Source organism: Micromonospora sp. ATLC16, from assembly GCF_057196645.1.
In genome coordinates, this window is sequence record NZ_JBXUOW010000023.1 from 1 (window position 1) to 17,238 (window position 17,238).

The window sequence follows — 17,238 nt, forward strand, 5'->3', positions numbered from 1 at the left end:
GCCCGACGGCGGGCCACCCGGCCGGCAGGTGGGCCACCGGCCGGCGAGCCGGGGTCGAGGGACAGCCGGGACAGCCGCACCCCGGCCAGGGTGGACGCGGCCGCACCGGCGAGCGCCACCACGGCGAGGGCGGGAACCGGACCGATGGTGCCGAGGGCGATCAGCACGGCGGTGACCGCGAGCACGCAGATCTCGGGCAGGAGGGGACGGTGTGCGCTGGCCCGCAACGGGGCGGCACGGAACACAGACGCGACGGGCACGACGGTCGCCTTCGTGAGGGGGCACGGGGCGGTGCGCGGACGACGGACATGGTCCACCGCCCACCCTCGATAAACGAGTCGCTCGGCGGGAAGTGACGGCCAGTCGACAGTGAGTCGGGTCACGGCGACTGCGTGTCAAGGTCGACAGCACTTGGTTCCGCCCGGCGCTCGTGCCGCTCGCTAACTCGGCCCACCGCCGGCCGCCTCGATCCGGGTGGGATCATCTGGTCATGCCTCGCACCGACACCGCACGATTTCGGCACAACCAGGCCATCCTGGTCGGGGCGATCGTCGCCGCCATCGGCGCCCTGCCGCTGGCCAGCGCCCACCCCTATCTGCTGCCGGTGCTGCTGGTGCCGCTGGCGGTGGCCGTCTGGGCCTGGCGGGCCGGCACCGACGCCGACGCCCGTGGCCTACGGGTACGGGCGCTCGCCGGAGAGCGCCGGTTCTCCTGGGAGCAGGTGGTCGAGCTGGCCGCCGATCCGCGCGGGCGGGCGGTGGCCCAGCTCGACGACGGCCGATGGTTCGTGCTCCCGGCCGTGCGTGGTGCGGACCTGCCTCGGCTGGTGGCGGCGGCCGGGCGCGACGTCACCGACGCGGATCAGTAGCCGTCCACCACCACGTTGCGCGGCGGCTCACCGGCGACGAACCGTCGGATCTGCTGACCGACCAGGCGGTACACCCTGGGCAGCAGGCCCCGCACCGAGCCGGCCACGTGCGGAGTGATCAGCACGTTCGGCAGCTCCCAGAGCGGATGGTCGGCGGGCAGCGGCTCCGGATCGGTCACGTCCAGCGCGGCGGAGATCCGTCCGGTGGCCAGCTCGGCGACCAGGGCGTCGGTCCGGGCCACCGGCCCCCGGGCGGCGTTCACCAGCAGGGCACCGTCCCGCATCGCGGCGAGGAACGTCTCGTCGACCAGCCCCCGGGTCTGCTCGGTCAACGGCACCAGCAGCACCACGACGTCGGCCTGCGGCAGCAGTCGCGACAGCTCGTCGACGCCGTGCACCCCCTGCTCGGGCCGGGCGGTCCGGGCCACCATCACGAACTCCACCTCGAACGGCGTCAGCCGCTGCCGCAACGCGGTACCGATCGACCCCGCACCGACGATCAGCACCCGTTTGCCGGCCAGTTCGTCGGTCGGGGCCACCTCGTCGTACGCCCACCGCCGCCGAGCCTGCGCCCGGACCATCGCCGGGAAGGCACGCAACTGGGAAAGGATCGCGGCGACCACCCATTCGGCGGTGGACGGATCGTGCACCCCACGGGCGTCGCAGAGCGTGACACCCGCCGGTACCCGGCCCACCCAGGCATCCGCGCCGGCCGAGAGCAGTTGCACCACCGCCAGGTCGGGCAGCTCGTGCAGCACGGCCACGGCGTCCTCGCCGGCCAGGAAGGGCGGTACCCAGAATCGGACGCCGGCCATCGGCGAGGGCAGCTTCGCCGGATCCTCCATCGTCTCGACGGTGACCTCCGGCGGCAGCTCGCCGAGCAGGGCGTGGCCGGCCTCGTGCGGGATCCATACCTTCATCCCGCCGACGATAGGCGTCGACGCAGCCCGAGCAGCCGATGGGGGCAGCACGGCGTCGCCTTCCCCGGGCCCGGCACGCGCGGGCTACTCTGGGCCGGGTGAGTGCTCCCCCGTACCTCCGCGCCCGTCAGATTCGTGGCGCCCTCGTGGCGTCCTGCGCGACGCTGCTGCTCGTTGCCAGCGGTTGCAGCCTCGGGGACCCGGAAGCCGACCCGGCCGGCGCGCCGCCGAACCTGCCCAGCCCGACGGTCACCCCCGACAACGGCGACCAGGAGGTTGTCGCCACCGTGCTCGCCCAGGGGCTGCGGGTGCCCTGGGGGATCGCCTTCCTGCCCGACGGCGGCGCCCTGGTCACCGAACGCGACAGTGGCCGCATCGTCCAGGTCGGGCCCGGGTCGACCGCGGACGGTCTGAAGGTCACCGAGGTGCAGACCATCGACGACGTGGTCGCCGCGGGTGAGGGTGGCCTGCTGGGCATCGCGGTCTCCCCAGAATTCGCCCAGGACCGGACGGTCTTCGTCTACTACACCGCCGAACGGGACAACCGGGTCGCCCGGCTGCGACTCGGTGAGGCGCCGACCCCGATCCTCACCGGCATCCCCAAGGCGGGCATCCACAACGGGGGCGGCCTGGCGTTCGGTCCCGACGGGCAGCTCTACGCCAGCACCGGCGACGCCGGTGACACCGACCAGTCGCAGGACGTCAAGCAACTCGGCGGCAAGATCCTGCGGATCACGCCGGACGGGAAGCCGGCTCCCGGTAATCCCTTCCCGGACTCCCCGGTCTGGTCCCTGGGTCACCGCAACGTGCAGGGCATCGCCTGGTCCGGCGACCGGATGTACGCCGTCGAGTTCGGCCAGAACACCTGGGACGAGATCAACCAGATCATCAAGGGCAAGAACTACGGCTGGCCCGAGGTGGAGGGACGCGGCGACGACGACCGGTACGTCGACCCGATCGTGCAGTGGTCGACCGACGAGGCGTCCTGCTCCGGCCTGGCCGCGGTGGAACGGATGCTCGCCACCGCCTGCCTGCGCGGTCAACGACTCTGGCTGGTCGAGCTGACCGAGACCGGCACGGTCCTCGGTCAGCCGCAGGCCCTGCTGACCGAACGATACGGTCGGCTGCGCGGCATCGCCGCCGCGCCGGACGGTTCGCTCTGGGTCAGCACCTCCAACCACGACGGGCGGGGCCGGCCGGCGCCCGAGGACGACCGGCTGCTGCGCCTCGTCTTCGCCGGTGGCGGTGCCGGTCGCAGCTGATTCGTCGGTCACTCGACGAGACATCCCAGGTTTTTCAAGATCCTTCAGCGGGCAGGTCAGAATCTCAGCATGGATGGACAGCAGAACGACGAGCCGCGTCGCGACCGGGGTGGGGACACGACCCCTGGTCGGCCGCGCCGTTTCCCCCTGACGCGACGTTCGGCATCGCGCACCGACGGGGGGTGGCAGCCGGGCCTGCGCCGCTTCACCGCCGCCGGGGCCGTCCTGGTCGTGACGCTTTTCGGCGTGCTCGCCGGTGTCATGGCGGGCGGGAATGTGGGCACCGACATCGGGCCGTTCCACGCCCGGCTCTCCGTGTCACCGACAACCGACGGCGGCACCACCGTCGACATCCCGCCGCTGGGCTCGCTGCTGCTCAACAGCCACGACGGGCCGACCCAGCTGACCGTGGAGCTGGGCGCGCTGGAGCAGAGCCGGGTCGAGGCGCTGATCGGCGACCCGGCCAACCTCAACCGGGCCACCCAGTCGGCGGTCGAGGAGGTTCGGGAGGGGGTGATGCGGCTCGGCCTGCGCACGGTCGGCTCCGCCGTTCTGGCCACCCTGGTGCTGGCGCTGCTGGTGTTCCGCGACACCCGCCGGGCGGCCTGGGCCGGCGGCCTGGCGCTGCTGATCACGGCCAGCAGCCTGGGCACCGCCGCGGCGACCGTCCGGCCCGAGTCGATCGAGGAGCCCCGGTACGAGGGACTGCTGGTCAACGCCCCGGCCATCGTCGGCGACGTGCGCAAGATCGCCGACGACTACACCCGGTACGCCGAGCAGCTCCAACGGCTCATCGGCAACGTCACCCAGCTCTACACGACGGTGTCGGCGCTGCCGGTGTACGAGCCGGCCCCGGGCACCACCCGGGTGCTGCACATCTCCGATCTGCACCTCAACCCGAGCACCTGGCAGCTCGTCCGGACCGTTACCGAGCAGTTCGACATCAACGTGGTGATCGACACCGGTGACATCACCGACTGGGGCAGCGAGCCGGAGGCGTCCTACGTCGGCTCGATCAGCCTGTTGGAGAAGCCGTACGTGTACATCCGGGGCAACCACGACTCGGGTCGTACTGCGGCGGCGGTGGCCCGCCAGCCCAACGCGGTCGTGCTGGACAACACCACGACCACCGTCGCCGGGCTGACCATCGCCGGCATCGGTGACCCCCGCTTCACCCCGGACAAGAGCACCTCGCCGGCCAGCGGAGGGCTGAACCAACCCACCGCCGACGAGCTGATCACGACGGGCGAGAAGCTGGCCGCCACGATCCGCAGCTCCCCCCGGCCGGTCGACATCGCGTTGGTGCACGACCCGGCCGCCGCCGGTCCACTCTCCGGCACCACCCCCCTGGTACTCGCCGGGCACACCCACGACCGGCGGATCAACACGCTGCCGGAGGTGCCCGGTCAGCAGCCCACCACGCTGATGGTGCAGGGCTCGACCGGCGGTGCCGGGCTGCGCGGGCTGGAGCAGGAGGAGCCGACCCCGCTGGCGATGACGGTGCTCTACTTCGACCAGGAGAAGCGACTCCAGGCGTACGACGACATCACCGTGGGCGGCACCGGCCAGGCCCAGGTGAACCTCGAACGCACCGTCATCGCCCCTCCCCCCATCACACCCCTAGCCACCACCCCCACCCCCACCATCTCCCCCACCCCCACCCCCACCCCCACCCCCACCCCCACCCGGGGGGGGGGTGTGTGGTGGGGGGGGGGGGGGGGGGGGGTGGGGGGGTTGGGGGGGTCAGGGTTGGGGGTTGAGGCGGGCCAGGATCAGGGTGCGGACGGTTTGGGCGTCGGCCTGGCCTCGGGTGGTTTTCATCACCGCGCCGACGAGGGCGCCGGCGGCGGCCACCTTGCCGCTGCGGACCTTGTCGGCGATGGCCGGGTTGGCGGCGATCGCCTCATCCACCGCCGCGGTGAGCGCACCGGTGTCGGAGACGACCTCCAGGTTGCGGTTGGTCATGATCTCGGTCGGCGAGCCCTCACCGGCGACCACGCCCTCCAGCACCGTACGGGCCAGCTTGTCGTTGAGCTTGCCGGCGTCGACCAGGCCCTGAAGCTCGGCGACCTGGGCCGGGGTTGCCCCGATGTCGGCCAGTTCCACACCGGTCTCGTTGGCCCGCCGGGACAGCTCACCGAGCCACCACTTGCGGGCGGCGGCCGGCGAGGCGCCAGCGGCGACCGTCTGCTCGATCAACTCGACAGCACCGGCGTTGAGCACCGACTGCATGTCCGCATCCGACAGGCCCCACGTCTCCTGGAGGCGACGGCGGTGCAGCCGGGGCAGCTCCGGCAGGGCGGCCTTCAACTCGGCGACCCAGGCCGGGTCCGGTGCGAGGGGCACCAGGTCCGGCTCCGGGAAGTACCGGTAGTCGGTGGCGGTCTCCTTGGAGCGGCCGGGCGTGGTGTCCCCGGTCTCCTCGTGGAAGTGCCGGGTCTCCTGGGTTATCCGACCCCCGGCCTCCAGGACGGACGCCTGGCGCAGCATCTCCGAGCGGACCGCCCGCTCGACCGACCGTAGCGAGTTGACGTTCTTGGTCTCGGTGCGGGTGCCCCACTCCTCGCCGGGCAGGTTCAGCGAGGTGTTGACGTCACAGCGCAGCGAGCCCTCCTCCATACGCACGTCGGAGACGCCCAGCGAGCGGATCACGTCCCGCAGCTCGGTGACGTACGCGCGGGCCACCTCGGGGGCGAGCGCGCCGGTACCGGGGATCGGCTTGGTGACGATCTCGACCAGCGGAATGCCGGCCCGGTTGTAGTCGACGAGCGACTCGGTGGCGCCGTGGATGCGACCGGTGGCGCCGCCGACGTGCAGCGTCTTGCCGGTGTCCTCCTCCAGGTGGACCCGCTCGATGCCGATGCGCACCAGCTCGCCGTTGACCTCGACGTCCAGGTAGCCGTCGAAGCAGAGCGGCTCGTCGTACTGACTGATCTGGAAGTTCTTCGGCATGTCCGGGTAGAAGTAGTTCTTCCGGGCGAACCGGCACCACTGCGCGATGGAGCAGTTCAGCGCCAAGCCGATCCGGACGGTCGCCTCGATGGCCGCCTTGTTCGCCACCGGCAGGGAGCCGGGCAGGCCGAGGCAGACCGGGCAGACCCGGGTGTTCGGCTCGCCACCGAAGTCGGTCGGGCAGCCGCACCACATCTTGGTGTTGGTGCCCAGCTCGACGTGGGTCTCCAGGCCGATCACCGGCTCGTAGCGCGCGACGACCTCGTCGTACGCGGGCAGTGTCGTGGTCATCCGTGCTCCTGCCTCACAGTGCCGGTGGGGTGAACGTGCCGACGGCGCTCTCCAACGCGGCGGCGACCCGGTACATCCGGTCGTCGGCCATGGTCGGGGCCATCACCTGCAAGCCGACCGGCAGCCCGTCGGAGAGCCCGCACGGCACCGAGATGCCCGGCCCGCCGTACAGGTTGCTCGGGATGGTGAACAGGTCGGCCAGGTACATCTGGTACGGATCGGAGGTGCGCGCGCCGAGCGGGAAGGCGACGAACGGGGAGGTCGGCGAGATCAGCGCGTCGACCCGCTCGAACGCGGCGGTGAAGTCCCGGGTGATCAGCGTACGCACCTTCTGCGCCTGCCCGTAGTAGGCGTCGTAGTAGCCCGAGGAGAGCGCGTACGTGCCGAGCATGATGCGCCGCTTGACCTCGGGACCGAAGCCGGCCTCCCGGGTCAACGACATGACCTCCTCCAACGACCGGTTGCCGTCGTCGCCGGTCCGCAGCCCGAACCGGACGCCGTCGAAGCGGGCCAGGTTCGAGGAACACTCGCTGGGCGCGATCAGGTAGTACGCCGGCAGCGCGTACCGGAAGTGCGGGCAGGAGATCTCGACGATCTCCGCGCCGAGCTTGGTCAGCGCGTCGACGGCCTCGTTGAAGGCGGCCGTCACGCCCGACTCCGCGCCCTCGCCGCCGAACTCGGTGACGATGCCCAGCCGCACCCCGCTCAGGTCGCCGGTCGCGCCGAGCTTCGCCGCGGCCACCACGTCCGGCACCGGGGCCGGGATGGAGGTGGAGTCACGCGGGTCGTGCCCGCCGATCGCCGCGTGCAGCAACGCCGCGTCGAGCACGGTACGCGCGCACGGGCCGGGAGTGTCCAGCGAGGAGGAGAAGGCCACCAGCCCGTACCGGGAGGTGCCGCCGTAGGTGGGTTTCGCGCCGACGGTGCCGGTGACCGCGCCGGGCTGGCGGATCGAGCCGCCGGTGTCCGAGCCGATCGCCAGCGGCGCCTCGTACGCGGCGAGCGCCGCCGCGCTTCCCCCGCCGGAACCACCCGGGATGCGGTCGGTGTCCCACGGGTTGCGGCTCGGCCCGTACGCCGAGTATTCCGTGGAGGAGCCCATGGCGAACTCGTCCATGTTGGTCTTGCCGAGCATCACCGTGCCGGCGGCGCGCAGCCGCTCCACGATCGTCGAGTCGTACGGCGGACGCCAGCCCTCAAGGATCTTCGACCCGACGGTGGTCGGTACCCCCTTGGTGGTGAAGACGTCCTTGACCGCGACCGGCACACCGGCCAGCGGCCCCAGTTCCTCGCCGGCCGCCCGGCGGGCGTCGATGTCGCGGGCGGCGGCCAGCGCGCCCTCGGTGTCGACGTGCAGGAAGGCGTTGACCCGGCCGTCGACGGCGGCGATCCGGTCCAGGTGGGCCTGGGTGACCTCGACGGCGGAGGCCGCGCCGGTGGCGACGAGCCCCGCGATCTGCGTCGCGGTCATTGCGGTGACGTCGGTCATGAGGCCACATCCTCGTCCAGGATCCGCGGTACGCGGAACCGCTGCTCCTCCGCGTCGGGGGCACCCGACAACGCTTCCTCGGGCGTCAGGCACGGCGACACGACGTCCTCGCGGAGCACGTTTGTAAGCGGCACCGAGTGGGAGGTCGGCGGGATGTCCGCGGCGGCGACCTCGCCCACCTGCGCGACCGCTTGGAGGATCACGTCGAGCTGACCGGCGAAGGTGTCCAACTCCTCCTCTGTCACGGCGAGCCGCGACAGTCGCGCGAGGTGCGCGACCTCCTCGCGGGAGATGGCGGCCATCGGTGCCCCCTTCGTGGCTGTGCTGCGTCTGCCTGACCTGCGCCCACCGCTGCCGGGTACGCGACGCGCGGTGACCGTCAGCGAGTCTATTGTTTCCCGCCCGGCCGACCGTTGCCGCCTCCCCGGCACCCGGCCCGGCTGGTCCCGGCCCGACCGGCGCCGCTGCGATCAGCGGGCGTGCCGGCGGGGAATCTCCGCCTCGTCGTGGCCGCCCAGCGGGCGGAGCGGACGGTACCGGGCCAGCCAGGCGACCAGTTCCTCCGCCGGCATCGGCCGGGCGTAGAACCAGCCCTGGGCGGCGTCGCAGCCGGCCGCGTGCAGCATCCGCCAGGTCCGCTCGTCCTCCACGCCCTCGGCCACCACCCGCAGCCCCAGCGCCCTGGCCAACTCGATCGTCGAGCGGACGATCGCGGCGTCGTCGGCGTCGTCGGCCATGCCGAGGACGAACGAGCGGTCGACCTTCACCTCCGACAGCGGCAGCCGGCGCAGGTGCTGAAGGCTGGAGTAGCCGGTGCCGAAGTCGTCGAGCGCGATGCCCACCCCGACCTGGTGCAGCCGGGTGATGGTGGTCAGCACCCGACGCGGATCGGCCATCAGCGCGCCCTCGGTGATCTCCAGTTGCAGCCGCTCCGGTGCCACGCCGTAGCGGGCGAGCCGATCGGCGACCTGGTCGGCGATCTCACCGGTGTGCAGGTCCCGCACGCTGACGTTCAACGCCGCCCGCAGTCCGAGGCCGGCCGCCGACCACTTGGCGAGCTGCTCCACCACGTCGTCGACGACCCGGCGGGTGAGCAGCCGCATCACCGCGCTCTGCTCGGCGACCCGGATCAGCTCCTCCGGATCGACCATCCCCCGGCGTGGGTGCCGCCAGCGCAACAACGCCTCCACCCCGACCACCTCTCCGGTGGCGATGGCGACCTGCGGCTGGTAGTACATCATGATCTCGCCCGCGTCCGTGCCCGGCTCGGCGTCGGAGCGGTCGCCGCCGGGATCCGCTCCGCCACCGCCGATTTCCGGGTGCCCACGCGTCTCGGACCACACCGCACCGTCGGCCGGCGCAGCACCCGAACCCCCGTCCCGGGCCGTCCGGCGCAGGGTCGGGTCCGCGCCGGTGATGATCCGGGCGATCAGCTCGTCGTCATGGCGCAGCACCCGGGGGCGACGTCGCCGCCGACTCCACCATCGGATGCCGGCCGGCTCCTCTAGCGGCGCGGAGGTGCGCAGCACCGCGCCGTCCCCACCGCGCACGGTGGTCGCCTCGGTCGACGCGGACCCGTCGGCCCGCGCCGACGCACCGGCCTCCAGCACCCGGCGCAGGTCGGCCAGCAGCCCCAGCCGCTCCGCGGAGTTGTGGTCGGACTCGGCGGTGTAGACGGCGACGGTGTCGTTGCGGTGCTTCGCGTCGTACATGGCCACGTCCGCGTGCCGCATCAGGGTGGCGAAGTCCTCGCCGTGATCCGGAAACAGGGCGATGCCGATGGAGCCGCCGACATCCAGCGGCAGCCCGTCCAGCGGCACCGGCTCGGCGAGGGCCTGGACGACCTGGTCGGCCAGCGTACGGGCCTGATGGACACCGGTGAGCCCGGTCATCACGATCGCGAACTCGTCGCCGCCGAGCCGGGCGACCATCTGCGGCGGCGCGACCACGTCGGTCAACCGGGCGCTCACCTCCACCAGCAGCCGGTCGCCGACGGCATGGCCGAGCGCGTCGTTGACGTTCTTGAACCGGTCCAGGTCGATCAGGAGGAGGGCGAGGCGTGTCTCGGGCTCTCCTCGGGCGGCACGCTCGGCGTGCCGGTGCACCTGCTCGCTGACCTCAGCCAGCAACGCCTTGCGGTTGGGTAGCCCGGTGAGCGGGTCGAGTGCGGCCAACTGGTGCTGCTCCACGGTGAGCCGGGCCATCCGGTGGACCGCGAACAGGGGCACCAGCACCAGCGGCACCAGGGCGACGCTAGCCCTGGCGGCGGTTACCAGCACCGGCGCGAGCAGCAGCAACGACCCGGTGGAGAGCAGCTCGAAGGGCAGGCCGTGCCAGGCGTTGGGCCACCACCGCTCCCCGAAGCGCAGGCGCACCGCTGTGGTGACCAACCCGTAGTTGACCGCGAACCAGGCGACCCCCGCGCCGCCGATCGCGGCGATGTCGGTCCAGCCCAGCGCCGCACCGTCGTAGATCCCGCCGGGGCCGAGCCGGGTGATCGCGTACGCCGCCGCCAGCGAGCAGGCGTACTGCCCGGCGTTGAAGGCCGTCCGCCAGTGCGTGTGCCGCATCCGGACCCCGGACACCACGACGGCGACCGCCTGCACCGCGACCGCGGGGCCGAGCCCCCAACCGAGCAGGATCGCGAAGGTGAAGCAGGTCGAGGGGAAGACGGCCGAGGCGGACTGCCCGCGACCGGGCGGTAGGAAGGGCCGGGCGTCGCAGGCAACGGCGAGCACCGCCATCGTCCAGAACGCCGCCGGCAGGTCGGGCAGGGCCGAAGCGAACGACACCAGCCCGTTCGCCGAGACGAGCAGGGCCACCACGAGCACGGCCGCGACGAACGTCGGGAACCGGGCCGTCCGCCCGGGCGGGACGAGGTTGCGCGGATCGGGCGACTCCATCACACCTCCCGGCACGAGACCGGCCCGTGGTTTCACGCGCCGTGACCCCAATGAAACGCCCCCAGCACCCACTTACCCGTCGCGACAGTCACGAATCGGTCGTAGTCGTAATTAAGTTGGTATCCGGCAGAGTGCCGTAAAGATCATCACTCCTCGACGCGGGCCACCTGCCGGGCCGCCTCGGTGCCGGCGTCGAGGAGCACCTGAAAACCCTCCTCGTCTAGCACGGGCACCTTCAGACTGGCCGCCTTGTCCGCTTTGGAGCCGGGGTTGTCGCCCACCACGACGAAGCCCGTCTTCTTCGACACCGAGCCGCTGACCTTGCCACCCCGGGACTGGATCGCCTCGGCCGCCTGATCCCGGGAGAAACCGCCGAGCGTGCCGGTCACCACCACGGTCACCCCTTCCAGCGGTCGTGGCCCCTCCTGCACCGCCGCCTCCGCCATGCGGACGCCCGCCTCGGCCCACTTCCGAACCACCTCGCGGTGCCAGTCGACGGCGAACCACTCGCGGATGCTGGCGGCGATGGTCGGGCCGACACCGTCGACCGAGGAGAGTTCCTCCTCGGTCGACTGGTCGATCGCCTCGACCGAGCGGAAGTGTCGGGCCAACGCCTGGGCGGCGGTCGGCCCGACGTGCCGGATGGAGAGGGCCACCAGCACCCGCCAAAGGTCACGTTCCCTGGCAGTGGCGAGGTTGTCGAGCAGCTTGACGGCGTTGCCGCCGAGGCTGCCGTCCTTGTTGACGAAGAACGGCGCGCGGGCCAGTTGCTCGGCGTCGAGCGAGAACAGGTCCCCCTCGTCGGTGATGATCTGCGCGTCGAGCAGCGCGGCGCCGCTCTTGTAGCCGAGTGCCTCGATGTCGAAGGCGCCGCGCCCGGCCAGGTGGAACACCCGCTCCCGCAACTGCGCCGGACAGCTGCGCGAGTTGGGGCACCGGATGTCGACGTCGCCCTCTTTCGCGGGGGCGAGCGGGGTGCCGCAGGCCGGGCAGGTGGTCGGCATGACGAACGGTCGGGCGTCCGGCGGGCGCAGGTCGACCACCGGACCGAGCACCTCGGGGATCACGTCACCGGCCTTGCGGATCACCACCGTGTCGCCGATCAGGACCCCCTTGCGCTCGACCTCGCGGGCGTTGTGCAGGGTCGCGTACTCGACGGTGGAGCCGGCCACCCGGACCGGCTGGAGCACCGCCCGGGGCGTGACCCGACCGGTCCGCCCGACCTCGACCTCGATGTCGAGCAGGGTGGTGTTGACCTCCTCCGGCGGATACTTGAAGGCGATCGCCCAGCGTGGCGCGCGGCTGGTCGAACCCAGCCGCCCCTGGATGGGCACCGGGTCGACCTTCACCACCACGCCGTCGATCTCGTGCTCGACGTCGTGCCGGTGCGCCGCGTAGTGCGCGATGTAGTCCCGGACGCCGGCCAGGTCGGGCACCACCCGCCAGCGGTCGCTGGTGGGCAGCCCCCACGCCGTCAACGCCGCGTACGACTCGGACTGGGTGGCCGGCTGGTAACCGCGCCGGGCGCCGATGCCGTGCACCACCAGGCGCAACGGGCGGGAGGCGGTGATCCGGGGATCCTTCTGGCGCAGGCTGCCGGCCGCCGCGTTGCGGGGGTTGGCGAAGGGTGCCTTGCCCTGCTCGACCAGGCCGGCGTTGAGGTCGGCGAAGGCGGCCACCGGAAAGTAGATCTCGCCCCGCACCTCGATGAACTCGGGGGCCGGGCCGAACTCCGCCGAGTCGGTCAGCCGACCGGGCACGTCCCGGATGCTGCGCACGTTTGCGGTGACGTCCTCGCCGGTGCGGCCGTCGCCGCGGGTGGCCGCCCGGACCAGCCGGCCGCCCTCGTAGGTGAGGTTGATCGCCAGCCCGTCTACCTTCAGCTCGCACAGGTAGGGCGCCGGGCCACCGGCGTCCCGCTCGACCCGTTCCGCCCAGGCGGCCAACTCCTCGTCGGCGAAGGCATTGTCAAGCGACATCATCCGTTCGGCGTGGGCGACCGGAGTGAAGTCGGTGGAGAACGTGCCGCCGACCCGCTGGGTCGGTGAGTCCGGGGTGCGCAACGCCGGGAACTCCGCCTCCAGCGCCTCCAGCTCGCGCAGTTGGCGGTCGAAGTCGGCGTCGGAGATGGTCGGCGCGTCGAGCACGTAGTAGCGGTACTGGTGCTCGGTCAGCTCCTGACTGAGCGTGGTGTGCCGCTCCCGCGCCTGCGGCGTCGGCTCGGGGCCGGCGGCCTCCTGCGCCGCATCGACCTGCTGGGGAACCGCTTCCTCCGACACCCTGCCGCCTCCGGACACCGCTGTCGACCTCCCGTGATCGTGCTACCTCCGCACGGTAGTCCCCGGCTGGGACAACCGTGCGGCCAGCGCGGCGAGTTGATCGGCGTACTCGATCCGCGCACCCCGGGCCGCAGCGCCCAGCCCACCGCCGGCAGGTCCGCGCAGCGCCCGGTCGCACCACCACGGTCGGCCTGCCGGCCCGGCTGAGGTCGGCGCCGGCAGGCCGGGCGGTCAGTCCCAGCAGAGGCAGAACGGGTGGCCGGCCGGGTCGGCGTAGACCCGGAAGCCCTCGCCCTCGCCGGGTAGCCGGCGGGCGCCCAGGGCCAGGGCCGCCTGCTCCGCCGCCTCGATGTCGTCCACCGTCACGTCGAGGTGGAACTGCTGGGGCCGCTCCGGGTCGGGCCAGGCCGGCGGGCGCAGGTCGAGGGCCCGCTGGAAGGCCAGCCGGGGCAGGTGGCCGGGCGGACCGCCGAGCACCACCCAGTCATTGCCGTCGGAGTTGTCCTCGATCAGCGGCAGGCCGAGCAGCTCCGCGTAGAAGCCGGCCAGCGCACGCGGGTCGGGACAGTCGATCACCGTCGAACGCAGCTGTCCAATCATGGCGAGCATCGTGCCCGACGGGTACGACGAGAAACCTCACTCCTCGGCCAGCCGCCGCCCGGCGTCGCGGCAGGCCGCGAGAACCGCCCGGGTGTAGGCCGCGTCCGCCCCGGCCAGGCCACAGGCGGGGGTCACCACCACCTGCTCGGCGAGGCGGCGGCGCGGAAACCCGAGGCGGTCCCAGAGGGTGCGTACCCGGTCGGCCAGGGCGGCGGAGGTCGGCGCGCGACCGCTCGGCGTCGTCGGCGCGGCACCGGCCAGCAGCCCGAACCCGGCGTCGAGCGCCTCGCCGAGCGGGTCGAGGTCGGTGAGCAGGCTCAGGTCGAGCGCGACACCTATCGCTCCGGTGGAGCGGAGCAGGTCCAGCGGCACGTCCGGGGCGCAGCAGTGCACCACGGTGGGCACCCCGGCCGCCTCGACCACCGTGCTCAGCAGCCCACGGGCGTCGCCCGACTCCATCGCCCGGTAGGCGCCGAGACCACTCTCCGTGGGAACCCGGCCGGCCAGCACCGCCGGCAGGGACGGTTCGTCCAGTTGGAGCAGCACCGACGCCCGCGGCAACCGGCGGGTCACCGCCTCGACGTGGCCGCGCAGCCCCTCGGCCAGCGAGCCGGCGAGGTCCCGCAGCGCGCCGGGGTCGCGCAGCATCCGACCGCCGATCGGCAGCTCGATCGAGGCGGCCAGGGTCAGCGGGCCGGCAGCCTGGATCTTGAGTGGGCCGGCGTACTCCTCGGCCTGCTCGGCGAGCTGGTCCAGGTCGCGCTCCATCAGATCGCGGGCCCGACGAAGGTCGCGGCCGGGACGCGGGGCGATCCGCCACCGCGCCGCGTACAGCTCGATCGGCAGCTCCACCAGCAGGCCGCCGGTACGCCCGATCACGTCGGCGCCCGGCCCACGGGCCGGCAGCTCCGGCAGATGGGGCAGGTCGGGTAGCTCACCGAGAACGACCCGCTGCGCCTCGGCGATGTCGGTCCCCGGCAGCGATCCCAGCCCGGTCGCCGCACCCGCTCCCCACGGCAGCCCCTGATCACTCACCGCCGCAGGGTACCTCCCGCGATCCTGGCCTCGCCGAGGTCACGGCTTGCGGCATGTCGGGCGACCACGCCGACGGGAAGGCCCGACATGCCGCACGTCGTGTCCGATCCTCCACCGACGGGCCGACGGGCCGACGGGCCGAGGGGTCGAGGGGTCGAGGGGGCCGGTGGCGCGGTCAGTCGGTGATGGTGGCGGAGCCGAGGACGACGTCACCGGCGGGGTCGGGGCGGTACGCGACGATGGCCTGGCCGGCGGCGACGCCGCGCACCGGGCGGCGCAGGTCGGCATGGAGAGTGTCGCCGTCGACCGTGACGGCGGCGGGCACCACCACCCCGTGGGCGCGCAGTTGCACCTCGCACTCGATCGGACCCTCAGGTCGCCGGCCACCGGTCCAGACCGGGCGGGTGGCACGGACCGTCGAGACCTCCAGCGCCTCCGCCGGGCCGACCGTGACGGTGTTCGTCGTGGGCGTGATGGAGAGCACATAGCGGGGCCGGCCGTCCGGGGCCGGCCGGTCCAGGTGCAGACCGCGCCGCTGGCCGACGGTGTACGCGTACGCACCGGCGTGCTGCCCCACCACCGCACCGGTGGTGGCGTCGACCACGTCGCCGGGCGTCTCGCCGAGGCGTCCGGCCAGGAAGCCCCGGGTGTCACCGTCGGCGATGAAGCAGATGTCGTGCGAGTCCGGCTTGTCGGCGACGGCGAGCCCACGCTCGGCGGCCTCCTGCCGGACCTGCGCCTTGGTCGAGTCTCCCAGCGGGAAGATCGAGCGGTCCAGCTGCTCGCGGGTGAGCACGGCCAGCACGTACGACTGGTCCTTGGCCGCGTCGACGCTGCGGCGCAGCAGGCCGTCGGGGCCGAGCCGGGCGTGGTGACCGGTGACCACCGCGTCGAACCCCAGCGCCACCGCCCGGTCCAGCACCGCGGTGAACTTGATCTTCTCGTTGCACCGCAGGCACGGGTTCGGGGTACGCCCCGCCGCGTACTCGGCGACGAAGTCGTCGACCACGTCGGCATGGAAGCGGTCGGCCATGTCCCAGACGTAGAAAGGGATGCCGAGCACGTCGGCGGCCCGCCGGGCGTCCCGTGAGTCCTCCAGCGTGCAGCAGCCCCGCGCTCCGGTGCGGTAGGTCTGCGGGTTGCGGGCCAACGCCAGGTGCACCCCGGTCACGTCATGCCCGGCCTGCACCGCCCGCGCCGCCGCCACGGCGGAATCCACGCCGCCGGACATCGCCGCCAACACCCTCACCCGGACCACTCTCCCTTCCCATCGAGCCTATCCCCGCCCACCACCGGGGTTCAGCGGGGCGTACGCGGGGCCGCCGCCCGCCGGGCCCGTTCCACGGCCCCCGGGAGGGCGGCGATGAGCGCGTCGACGTCGTCGGTGGTGCTGGTGTGGCCGAGGGAGAACCGTAGCGACGAGCGGGCCCGGTCGTCGTCCGCGCCCATCGCCAGCAGCACATGAGAGGGCTGCGCCACCCCGGCCGAGCAGGCCGAGCCGGTCGAGCAGGCGATGCCCTGCGCGTCCAGCAGAAGCAGCAGCGCGTCCCCTTCGCAACCGGGGAAGGAGAAGTGCGCGGTGCTGGGCAGCCGGTCGGTCGGGTCGCCGTTGAAGACCACCTCAGGGACCGCCTGGCGGACCCGCCGCACCAGATCGTCGCGGAGCACGGCCAGCCCGGCCGCGTACTCCTGCTGGCCCTTGACGGCCGCTTCGACGGCGACCGCGAAGGCGACGATGCCGGCCGCGTCGAGGGTGCCGGAACGCACGTCCCGCTCCTGCCCCCCGCCGTGCAGCAGGGGTACCGCCGCCACGTCCCGGCCCAGCAGCAACGCGCCGACCCCGACCGGGCCACCGAGCTTGTGACCGGTCACGGTGAGCGCGGCGACGCCGCTGGCGGCGAAGTCGACCGGCACCTGACCGACCGCCTGGATGGCGTCGGTGTGGAACGGCACGCCGTACTCGGCGGCCACGGCGGCCAACTCGCCGATCCGCTGGACGGTGCCGACCTCGTTGTTGGCCCACATGGCGGTGACCAGCGCCGCCCGGTCGCCGTGTTCGGCCAGCTCCGCACGGAGCGCGTCCGGGTGCAGCCGCCCGACCCCGTCGACCGGTAGCCAGCTCACCTCGGCGCCCTCGTGCCGGTCCAGCCACTCCACCGCGTCGAGGACGGCGTGGTGTTCGACCGCACTGGAGATCACCCGGCGTCGCCCGGCGTCGGCGGCCCGACGCGCCCAGAAGATGCCCTTCACCGCGAGGTTGTCACTCTCGGTGCCGCCACCGGTGAAGATCACCTCGGACGGCCGGGCACCCAGCGCGGCGGCCACCCGCTCCCGCGACTCCTCCACCCGCCGACGGGCGCGCCGGCCGGACGCGTGCAGGGCAGACGCGTTGCCGACCTCGCGGGCGGTCGCGACGTACGCCTCCAATGCCTCGTCGAGCATCGGAGTGGTCGCGGCATGATCCAGGTAAGCCATCACGGTTCAGCCTAACGACCACTCCGGTGCCGACCGCAGACCGGAGTGCCTGGCGGGACGTCAGGCCGGTACCGCGGTGACCACGATGTTGTCCGGTAGCGGTGGGCGCCGGCGGCCACCGCCCCACGTTGCCGACGGTCACCGGCGACCTTCGCGGTGTCGTC

The 17,238-nt window shown here is 72.8% G+C and carries 12 protein-coding genes and 2 pseudogenes; 3 read left to right on the forward strand and 11 right to left on the reverse strand.

Annotated elements, in window-relative coordinates:
- Window positions 1-260 (reverse strand): annotated as a pseudogene (locus AC2CHE_RS12270) (GGDEF domain-containing protein); the annotation flags it as partial.
- A 230-nt stretch (window positions 261-490) separates the two neighbouring features.
- Here AC2CHE_RS12270 and AC2CHE_RS12275 point away from each other — a divergent pair.
- Window positions 491-868: a PH domain-containing protein gene (locus AC2CHE_RS12275; protein WP_484505032.1), complete on the forward strand. Its 378-nt coding sequence runs from the start codon at window positions 491-493 to the stop codon at window positions 866-868.
- Here AC2CHE_RS12275 and AC2CHE_RS12280 read toward each other — a convergent pair.
- A complete protein-coding gene (locus AC2CHE_RS12280; protein WP_484505033.1) occupies window positions 862-1,788 on the reverse strand; it encodes a 2-hydroxyacid dehydrogenase in 927 nt (308 codons plus the stop codon). The genes AC2CHE_RS12275 and AC2CHE_RS12280 overlap by 7 nt on opposite strands.
- 38 nt (window positions 1,789-1,826) lie before the next feature.
- Between AC2CHE_RS12280 and AC2CHE_RS12285 the strand changes: the two genes are divergently transcribed.
- On the forward strand, window positions 1,827-3,050 hold the full coding sequence (locus AC2CHE_RS12285) for a PQQ-dependent sugar dehydrogenase (protein WP_484505034.1): 1,224 nt from the start codon (window positions 1,827-1,829) through the stop codon (window positions 3,048-3,050).
- A 69-nt stretch (window positions 3,051-3,119) separates the two neighbouring features.
- Window positions 3,120-4,694, forward strand: a pseudogene (locus AC2CHE_RS12290) (metallophosphoesterase family protein); the annotation flags it as partial.
- 99 nt (window positions 4,695-4,793) lie between these two features.
- Here the strand turns inward: AC2CHE_RS12290 and gatB are convergent.
- The 9 genes from gatB to AC2CHE_RS12335 all read right to left on the reverse strand — a co-directional run bounded on the left by gatB (window position 4,794) and on the right by AC2CHE_RS12335 (window position 17,074).
- Complete coding sequence (gatB, locus tag AC2CHE_RS12295) at window positions 4,794-6,293, reverse strand: Asp-tRNA(Asn)/Glu-tRNA(Gln) amidotransferase subunit GatB (RefSeq protein WP_484505035.1); 1,500 nt, start codon at window positions 6,291-6,293, stop codon at window positions 4,794-4,796.
- A 13-nt stretch (window positions 6,294-6,306) separates the two neighbouring features.
- Window positions 6,307-7,782, reverse strand: coding sequence for an Asp-tRNA(Asn)/Glu-tRNA(Gln) amidotransferase subunit GatA (gene gatA / locus AC2CHE_RS12300; RefSeq protein ID WP_484505036.1), 1,476 nt, complete (start codon window positions 7,780-7,782; stop codon window positions 6,307-6,309).
- Window positions 7,779-8,084, reverse strand: a complete 306-nt coding sequence (gene gatC, locus AC2CHE_RS12305; protein ID WP_281566361.1) for an Asp-tRNA(Asn)/Glu-tRNA(Gln) amidotransferase subunit GatC — start codon at window positions 8,082-8,084, stop codon at window positions 7,779-7,781. Before gatC ends, gatA begins: the two co-directional genes overlap by 4 nt.
- A gap of 168 nt (window positions 8,085-8,252) precedes the next feature.
- A complete protein-coding gene (locus AC2CHE_RS12310; RefSeq protein ID WP_484505037.1) occupies window positions 8,253-10,685 on the reverse strand; it encodes a putative bifunctional diguanylate cyclase/phosphodiesterase in 2,433 nt (810 codons plus the stop codon).
- Between the two features lie 146 nt (window positions 10,686-10,831).
- Window positions 10,832-12,964 (reverse strand): NAD-dependent DNA ligase LigA, encoded by a 2,133-nt coding sequence (gene ligA, locus AC2CHE_RS12315; protein ID WP_484505038.1) that lies wholly within the window; start codon window positions 12,962-12,964, stop codon window positions 10,832-10,834.
- Window positions 12,965-13,195: 231 nt separating this feature from the next.
- On the reverse strand, window positions 13,196-13,564 hold the full coding sequence (locus tag AC2CHE_RS12320) for a VOC family protein (protein ID WP_484505039.1): 369 nt from the start codon (window positions 13,562-13,564) through the stop codon (window positions 13,196-13,198).
- 36 nt (window positions 13,565-13,600) lie between these two features.
- On the reverse strand, window positions 13,601-14,599 hold the full coding sequence (locus AC2CHE_RS12325; RefSeq protein ID WP_484505040.1) for a methionine synthase: 999 nt from the start codon (window positions 14,597-14,599) through the stop codon (window positions 13,601-13,603).
- A 175-nt stretch (window positions 14,600-14,774) separates the two neighbouring features.
- Window positions 14,775-15,848 (reverse strand): tRNA 2-thiouridine(34) synthase MnmA, encoded by a 1,074-nt coding sequence (mnmA, locus tag AC2CHE_RS12330; RefSeq protein ID WP_484505041.1) that lies wholly within the window; start codon window positions 15,846-15,848, stop codon window positions 14,775-14,777.
- A gap of 50 nt (window positions 15,849-15,898) precedes the next feature.
- Entirely contained in the window at window positions 15,899-17,074 is a 1,176-nt protein-coding gene (locus AC2CHE_RS12335; protein ID WP_484505042.1) for a cysteine desulfurase family protein, read from the reverse strand.
- Window positions 17,075-17,238 lie beyond the last annotated feature (164 nt).